The 7,004-nt window shown below is 73.0% G+C and carries 7 protein-coding genes; 4 read left to right on the top strand and 3 right to left on the bottom strand.

All coding sequences use genetic code 11. The features are described 5' to 3' along the window. Window positions 1-321: alpha/beta hydrolase (locus IE273_RS42670; RefSeq protein ID WP_189820490.1), on the top strand; the 321-nt coding region annotated here is incomplete at its 5' end. Window positions 322-426: 105 nt separating this feature from the next. On the opposite strand, the gene IE273_RS42665 is transcribed toward IE273_RS42670, so the two are convergent. Then, on the bottom strand, window positions 427-855 hold the full coding sequence (locus IE273_RS42665; protein WP_189820489.1) for an SRPBCC family protein: 429 nt from the start codon (window positions 853-855) through the stop codon (window positions 427-429). 117 nt (window positions 856-972) lie between these two features. On the opposite strand from IE273_RS42665, the gene IE273_RS42660 reads away from it, so the two are divergent. After that, window positions 973-1,512, top strand: a complete 540-nt coding sequence (locus tag IE273_RS42660; protein WP_189820488.1) for a CGNR zinc finger domain-containing protein — start codon at window positions 973-975, stop codon at window positions 1,510-1,512. A gap of 187 nt (window positions 1,513-1,699) precedes the next feature. Here IE273_RS42660 and IE273_RS42655 read toward each other — a convergent pair whose 3' ends face one another. Next, window positions 1,700-2,173 (bottom strand): Dps family protein, encoded by a 474-nt coding sequence (locus IE273_RS42655; RefSeq protein WP_189820487.1) that lies wholly within the window; start codon window positions 2,171-2,173, stop codon window positions 1,700-1,702. Between the two features lie 181 nt (window positions 2,174-2,354). Continuing rightward, window positions 2,355-2,930 (bottom strand): TetR/AcrR family transcriptional regulator, encoded by a 576-nt coding sequence (locus tag IE273_RS42650; protein WP_229888138.1) that lies wholly within the window; start codon window positions 2,928-2,930, stop codon window positions 2,355-2,357. Between the two features lie 216 nt (window positions 2,931-3,146). Here IE273_RS42650 and IE273_RS42645 point away from each other — a divergent pair, with 216 nt between their 5' ends. Next, entirely contained in the window at window positions 3,147-3,581 is a 435-nt protein-coding gene (locus IE273_RS42645; protein ID WP_189820486.1) for a hypothetical protein, read from the top strand. 161 nt (window positions 3,582-3,742) lie between these two features. After that, window positions 3,743-6,670 (top strand): helix-turn-helix transcriptional regulator, encoded by a 2,928-nt coding sequence (locus IE273_RS42640; RefSeq protein WP_189820485.1) that lies wholly within the window; start codon window positions 3,743-3,745, stop codon window positions 6,668-6,670. The last annotated feature ends 334 nt before the right edge of the window (window positions 6,671-7,004 follow it).

Here is a 7,004-nt window from a genome sequence, read left to right as displayed (position 1 = left end):
GAGTACTACTGCACCTCACGCGGTGAGCACGAGCGGTCCGCGAAGTACTTCGTGTGGCAGAGCGTCGACAAGCTGGCCTCCTTCGACGCCTTCTTCGCCGTCCCGCTGATCGGTCCCCGCCCGATGCTCCAGATCATCGGCGAGCGTGCCGTCACCGCCTGGATGGCCGTCGAGGCACACCAGCGCGCCACCGGCCCCAAGGAACTGCACCGCATCGAAGGCGCCAGCCACGTCGACCTCTACGACAAGAAGCAGTACATCGACCCCGCCATCGACAAGCTCACCGACTTCTACACCACCCACCTCACCGCGGCCGGCTGAGCCGTCGCCGGTTCACATGCCGAAGGGGCCGACAGCACGTGCTGTCGGCCCCTTCGGCATGCGAACCCGCCATACGTATGAGGTGTGTCCGGGCCCGCGGGCGGCTCACTTCGCCTGGAGAGGGCCCGCGAAGGACTTGCGCAGGGACGAAGGGGCGGCGAGGGGCAGGAGCGAGGCGAGCACCTTGCCCTTGAAGGTGCTCGGCTGCCGCGTCAACTCGACGTCGACCCGGGTGCCGTCGCCCTCGGGGGTCATCCGGAAGACCCAGCCGCCGCCGGCTCCGAAGAGCTTTGAGTCGAGGGTGGTGATGGTGACCGTGTCACCGTCCGGTTCCCAGTCGTAGCGCGCGCGCTCCCAGGCGGCGGCGGTGCCTTCGGTGACCTCGGCCCAGGTGTCGCCGAGGCCGTGGACCTCGAAGTGTTCGGTGTCGATCGTCGGCCAGGCCGTCGCCCGGGAGGGACCGAAGTCGGTCAGCACTCCCAGCACGTCCTTCGGGCTGAGCGTGGAGACGAGATGGAACCGTACGACTGCCATGGTTTCCTCACCAAGAAGTAACTGTTCTGACCGGTGACGAGAGACTCCCATGGTCCCGCGTCACCTGTCAAGGCGGTTACTCTGGAAGGGCGTCCCTTACCGTGTCAGGAGGATCATGTGAGACATGTGTTTCCGTGCGGGACGCCCACCCTCGACTTCGTGGGCACCTTGCAGGAGCGGCGTGCGCCGGTCCCGATCGAGCGGATCGGCTCCCCCGGGCTGCTCGACTCCTGGTTCGTGGAATCCGGGCTGCTCGACGAGCGGCCCGCATCCGACCGCGCGGACCTGCGCGCGGCCGTGGAGCTGCGGGAGGCGATCTACCTGCTGGTGCGGGCTCGGCTCATCGGCACTCCCCTTCCCGCCGGCGCGGTCACCGCGGTGAACCGGCGGGCGGCCGGGCTGCCGGTGGCCCTGTGCCTGGGGCCCGTCGGCACGAGCCGTTCCGGTACGGCCGCCCAGGCCCTGGCCGACCTGGCGCGCGAGGCGGTCGAGATCGTCGCGGGCCCCGACGCGGCGCTGCTCCGCGAGTGCGGACACCCCGACTGCACACAGGTCTACCTCGACCGCTCCCGGGGCCGCCGGAGGGAATGGTGTGCGATGCGGACCTGCGGGAACCGCGTCAAGGCAGCCGCCCTGCGGGCACGTCGTCGACTGTGACGGCAGTGACGGTCACGCGCCCCGACAGGCGGGCACACGTGTTCATGCGGGACGGCCCCGCGTACGGGACCGTCCCTGTGGCCCCTCAGCCCCGGGCACGGGACCGTCCCTGTGGCCCCTCAGCCCCGGGTACGGGACCGTCACCGTGGCCCCTCAGCCCCGGGTACGGGACCGTCACCGTGGCCCCTCAGCGCCGGTTCTCGGCCTGGAACATCCAGCTCTGCTTCTCCAGGTCGGCGGTCAGGCCGATCAGCAGGTCCTGGGTCACGGCATCGGCCGGGCCGGTCTCCTCGATGCGTTCCCGCACCCGTCCGATGACGGCGGCGAACGCCCGTACCAGGGCCTCGACGGCGTCGACGTCCTTCGTCCAGCCCGGCGCGAAGGCGGGCACACCGCTGGTGGCGGTGATGGTGGTGGTCCGCCCGTCCGGGCTGACCCCCAGCGCGGCGGCGCGTTCGGCCACCACGTCGGCGTAGTCGCGTGCGGTGGTGACCACCTCGTCGAGCTGGAGATGGATGGAACGGAAGCGTGGCCCGTACAGGTTCCAGTGCGCCTGCTTGGCCACCAGGGACAGGTCGAGCAGGTCGACCAGGGTCGCCTGGAGGGCGCTCCCCGCGATCTCGCGCTCCTTGTCCGGCAGTGGGCTGTCGATGACCGTCATGGGTGTGCGGTTCCTTTCCCGATGTCGCCAGTGCCCTCAGTGTCGAAGCCGCGGGCCTGCGGGGAATCAGTCGTTTGACTGCCGCCCGGCGACGGAGGGACGACGGGCCCGTCCCGTTCGCGGGCCGGCTCGGGGACCGGAGGGACCGGGTGGGGACGACATGACCGACGGCCACGAGGTCTCAGTCGAGAACCCGCAGGGCCACGGCGACGGCCGGCTCCAGGAACGCCCGGTCGGCGCGCGCCTGGCTCATGACGTGCAGACCCTGGATGAACGTGGTGAGGAAGCGCGCCACTTCCACCGGACTGCGCTCGCCGGACAGCTCTCCGCGCACCCGGGCGCGTTCGAGCGCCTCGGCCAGCACGGCCTCGATGGCGGTCATGGCCGTGCGGACCTGCTGCACGGTGCCGTCGTGGGCCGCGCGTTCGACGATCGCGTTGACCAGCAGGCAGCCACGTTCCGGGTCGGCGGCGTCGGCCGTCACCATCGCGAGCAGCAACCGCCGCAACGCCGTGCGGATGTCGTCCCCCGCCCGCACGTCCCGGTCCAGCGCCGCCACCAGACCTTCGCAGTAGCGTCGTAAGGCCTGGGCGTAGAGACCGTCCTTCGATCCGAAGGCGGCGTACAGGCTGCCGCTGCCGATTCCCAGCAGCTCCGTCAGCCGTGGCATCGGCGTGGCGCGGTAGCCCTGTTTCCAGAACAGGTCCATGGCCTGCTCCACTGCCGCGTCGGTGTCGAATCCGCGAGAACGTGCCACACTGAGATCCTTTCGTGGGTTGCGTCGGGCCTGACTCTGACAGGTGCGGCCCCCCGCAGCATGAGTCGATCGACTGCAAACGTGGCACCACGGGGCACCTTCGTCCCGCACGCCTGGACCACCACGTTCCATATCGATCCGGGCAGTGAGCATGTCCCCCCGGGTGTTGTGCGGTTAGCCTCGACGCCATTGACGGCAAACAGCCCGAGGACCGACATGCAGCTGCACCTGAACCCCCCGCTGGAGCCCGCCAACGCGCCCCGGCACGCCGCTGCCATCGTCGCGGCGGCGGCCGACATCAGCGGTGCGGAGCTGGACTACAGTCCGGAGAGCATCGACCTGGTGGAGGACATCGTCGACGGTTTCCGGGCCGAAGGCGTGAGCGGCGAGGACATGGCGGAATCCCTCGTCGCCTTCGGCTGTTACGTCGGCGAGATCCTGACGCGTCACATCGGCGGAGCCTGGCGGCACGCCCCGGCCGCCCGCCCCGAGGCCGTCCCCATCGTCGTGGAGCTGCCCGACGCACGGGAGTGCCACCCGATCGACTGGGTCTTCGGCCGTCTGGAGTTCGGAGCCGACGTCAGCATCCGCGACCTCTACGCGGCGGCGGGCGCGGACAGCGCGTTCCCGGACGAGCGGACATGTGAGTGAGCACGCGTCCTGGTTCTGGCACATATGCGTGATGCGGGTGAGGGTGTGGGCGGACAACATGCGAAGGGGCGGTGGACGCGCGTGCGGGAGGTGGGCACGCGCGCGCGAGGACGGCTGCGGACGCACCCGCGGTGCGTCGGGGGAGTGTGGGAGGGCACGGGATGAGCGCGCACATCGGCTCGTACGACGTCGGTTCGGACGGCACCGGCCTGCTCGGCCGGGAGCGGGAACGGAAGATGGTGGCCGCGCTGCTGACGGCCCTGCCCCGCGGCGAGGGGCGGGTGCTCCACCTGAGCGGCGCCCCGGGCACCGGCAAGTCCGCCGTCATCCGCTTCGCCGCGGCGGCGGCCGGCCGCCAGGGCATACGTGTGCTGTCGACGGCGTGGGCACCCGGCGAGCGCGGACTGCGGCATGCCGCGCTGCACCGCCTTCTGCGTCCCGCCCTGGCGGGGAGTACGGGCCTGCCGGCCCGCGAAGGAGCCCTCCTGGACGCCGCGTTCGGCGGCGGCGCGGCTGTGCCGGGTACCGGTGAGCCGGCCGGGCCGGGTACGTGTGAACCGGTTGTGACGGACACCGGTGAACCGGCCGCGCCGGGTACGTATGAACCGGCCGCGCCGTCCCCCGCTCAACTGGCCGCAGTGGTGATGCGCCTGCTGACCGCGGCGGCGGAGCCCGTTCTGCTGTGCGTGGACGACCTCGACCGGCTCGACGGCGCGAGCCGCGACACCCTGCGCGCTCTGGCCCGGCTCTGCGGCGCGACGCGGGTGGGCCTGATCGTCGCCGAGCGCGCCGCCGCCGACGTCCTGCCCCTTCCGGATGCACTCGCGGTGACACTCGCGAGCCTGCCCGCCCCCCAGGCCCGCGCACTCGTCACCCGTGCCGGCCGGGCCACCGGGTACGCCGAGGAGCAACTCGTCCTCGCAGTGGCGCGGGGTAATCCGCTCGCCCTGACGGAACTCTCCCTGGACGGTGGTCATCTCGGCGACGCGGCGGGCTTCGGCATGCTGCCGGCGACGTCCCGTCTGGCCGAGGCGTACGCGGAGGACGTGGAGGGGCTGTCGGCACAGGCCCGCACCGTGCTGCTCACCGCCGCGCTGAGCGCCTCGCCGGTCACCCGGGACATCCTGCGCGCGAGCACCTCGCTGCTGGGCAGCGGCCCGGCGGCCCGCGCCGGGCTCGCCGAGACGATCGCCCGTGGACTGGTCGCCGAACCGGTCGGAGCCGTTGGGGCTGGCGGGGCCGGGGCGGGCGGGGCCGCGGAACTCGATGCGGAGGGCGTCGAGGAGGGCGTCGAGGAGAACCGGAGGCTGCACTTCCCCGAGCCGCTGGTCCGTCCGGCCGTGCTGCACCTGGAGTCGGCGGCCCGGCGCCTGGCCGCTCATCAGGCGCTCGGGCAGAGCCTCACCAGCCGTCCCCACGCCGCCTGGCACACGGCCCAGTGCGTGGCGGGCCCCGACGAGGAACTCGCGCGACGGCTGGAGGCGCTGGCGGCCGGCCCACGTCCGGGCACCGCCGTGCTCGTGGCCCTGGCCGCACTGGACCGCGCCGCGCGTCTCTCCCCGGACCCGGAGCGCAGGGCGGCACGGCTGCTGCGCGCCGCCGAGCTCGCCTGCGACCACGGTCTGACGGACCAGGCGCTCCGGCACGCCCGCCAGATCGACCCGAACGAGCTGGGGACGTTCGGACGGGCCCTGGTGCTGTGGGTGCACGATCTGCTGCCGGGCAACAGCGCGGTCGGCCGGGAGCGGATCGCCGAACTGTGCGAGGCGGCACGCGCCGTCGCCTCGCAGGACGCCGCGCTCACACAGAAGCTGCTGCACGCGGCGGCACGCAGGTGCTGGTGGCAGCAGGCAGGCCCCGGCGAACGCCACATGGTCCTGCGGGCGTTCGAGGACCTGAGGTCCGGGCCCCGGGACGCACGGGACGTCGCCGTCATGGCGCTGACCGCCACCCTCCCGCTGCCGCAGGCGGAGCCACCGCACTCCGCCCCCGGACTGGTCGACGGTGACGGTGACGAGCAGCATCTGGTCGGCCAGGTCGCCGTCCTCGCTTCCGACCTCGATCGGGCGGCGCCGCTGCTCGAAGAGGCGGAGGCGGCCGTTCGCGCCGGCGGCCGGTACGGGCGGCTGCCGCAGCTCCTCGTACCGAGGGCGATGGGCCAGATCTGGCTCGGCACCCAGTGGCACACCGCCCAGGCGCTGGCCGAGGAGGGCCGGATGATCGCCGGCCGGACGGGGCAGCCCGACTGGGTGGCGAGGGCCACCGGCACGCTGGCCATCATCGCGGCGTTGCGGGGACAGCACGACAAGGCACTGGAGTACGCCGCGGAGGTCGAGGAGGCATCCCTGCGCCTCGGTCAGAACCGGCAGCTCAACCTGGCCGCGCTGGCCCGTGCCCTCACCGCGTCCGGTACCGGCCGGTACGTCGAGGCCTACGCCCGGCTGCGCTTCCTGTTCGCCGACCCGGCGGCGCCGTACGCCTTCGAGCAGGTGTGGGGGCTCGCCTTCCTGGCCGAGGCGGCGCTGCCCGCCGGGGAGCAGGCCGACGCCAGGACCGTCGTCGAGCACGTCACGGTCCTGACCGGGGCGGGGCGCGCACCCCTGCCGCAACGGATCCTGGAGTACGCCGACGCGGTCCTCGCCCCGGACGACGAGGCGGAGGTCCGCTACCGCCGGGCGCTGCGACCCGGAGCCGGCGCCTGGCCGCTGCTGCATGGTATGACCCAGTTCGGCTACGGAGCCTGGCTCAGGCGCCGGCGCCGCGTGACCGACTCCCGCACGCCCCTGGCCACCGCCGAGTCCGTTCTCCGCTCCCTGGGAGCACAGTCCCGCGCGGAGCAGGCGGCGTCCGAGCTGAGGGCGACCGGTCAGGCCAGGGACGGGCGGTCCGGCGCGGACGACATCGCCCGCGTGCTGTCGCCGCAGCAGCTCACCATCGCCCGCCTGGCCGCCCGGGGCCTGACCAACCGGGCCATCGGGGAACAGCTGCGCCTGTCACCCCGTACGGTCGCCTCGCACCTGTACCAGATCTTCCCCAAGCTGGGCGTCTCCTCCCGCGCCCAGCTCGCCGCGAGGATCGGCGCGGACTGACGGCCACGCCCGGCCGCGTGAGGGCCCGGCAACACCTCGGTGAGCCGGCCCGTGAGGAGTGGGGCCCGGTGGCGGTCGGGGCGCGTGACGGCCCGGCGGCATCCTGGCGGTGCCCGTGAGGAGTGGGGCCCCGTCGCGGTCAGGCCCCGTCGCGGTCAGGTCCCGTAGCGGGCCGGTGCATCTCGGTGGGTTGTGCGCGGGCGGAGGGGCCCCCGCTTCGGTCAGGCGGCCTGAGGGTCTCGCAGTGCCTCGGTGAGCTGGGCCCGCGCCGTCACGCCCAGGCGGGGGAAGATGCGGTAGAGGTACGCGCCGATGGTCCGCGGCGCGAGACCGA

This window comes from Streptomyces olivaceoviridis (assembly GCF_014650115.1).
Lineage (GTDB): Bacteria > Actinomycetota > Actinomycetes > Streptomycetales > Streptomycetaceae > Streptomyces > Streptomyces olivaceoviridis.
This window is presented reverse-complemented; position numbering and strand designations above follow the sequence as displayed.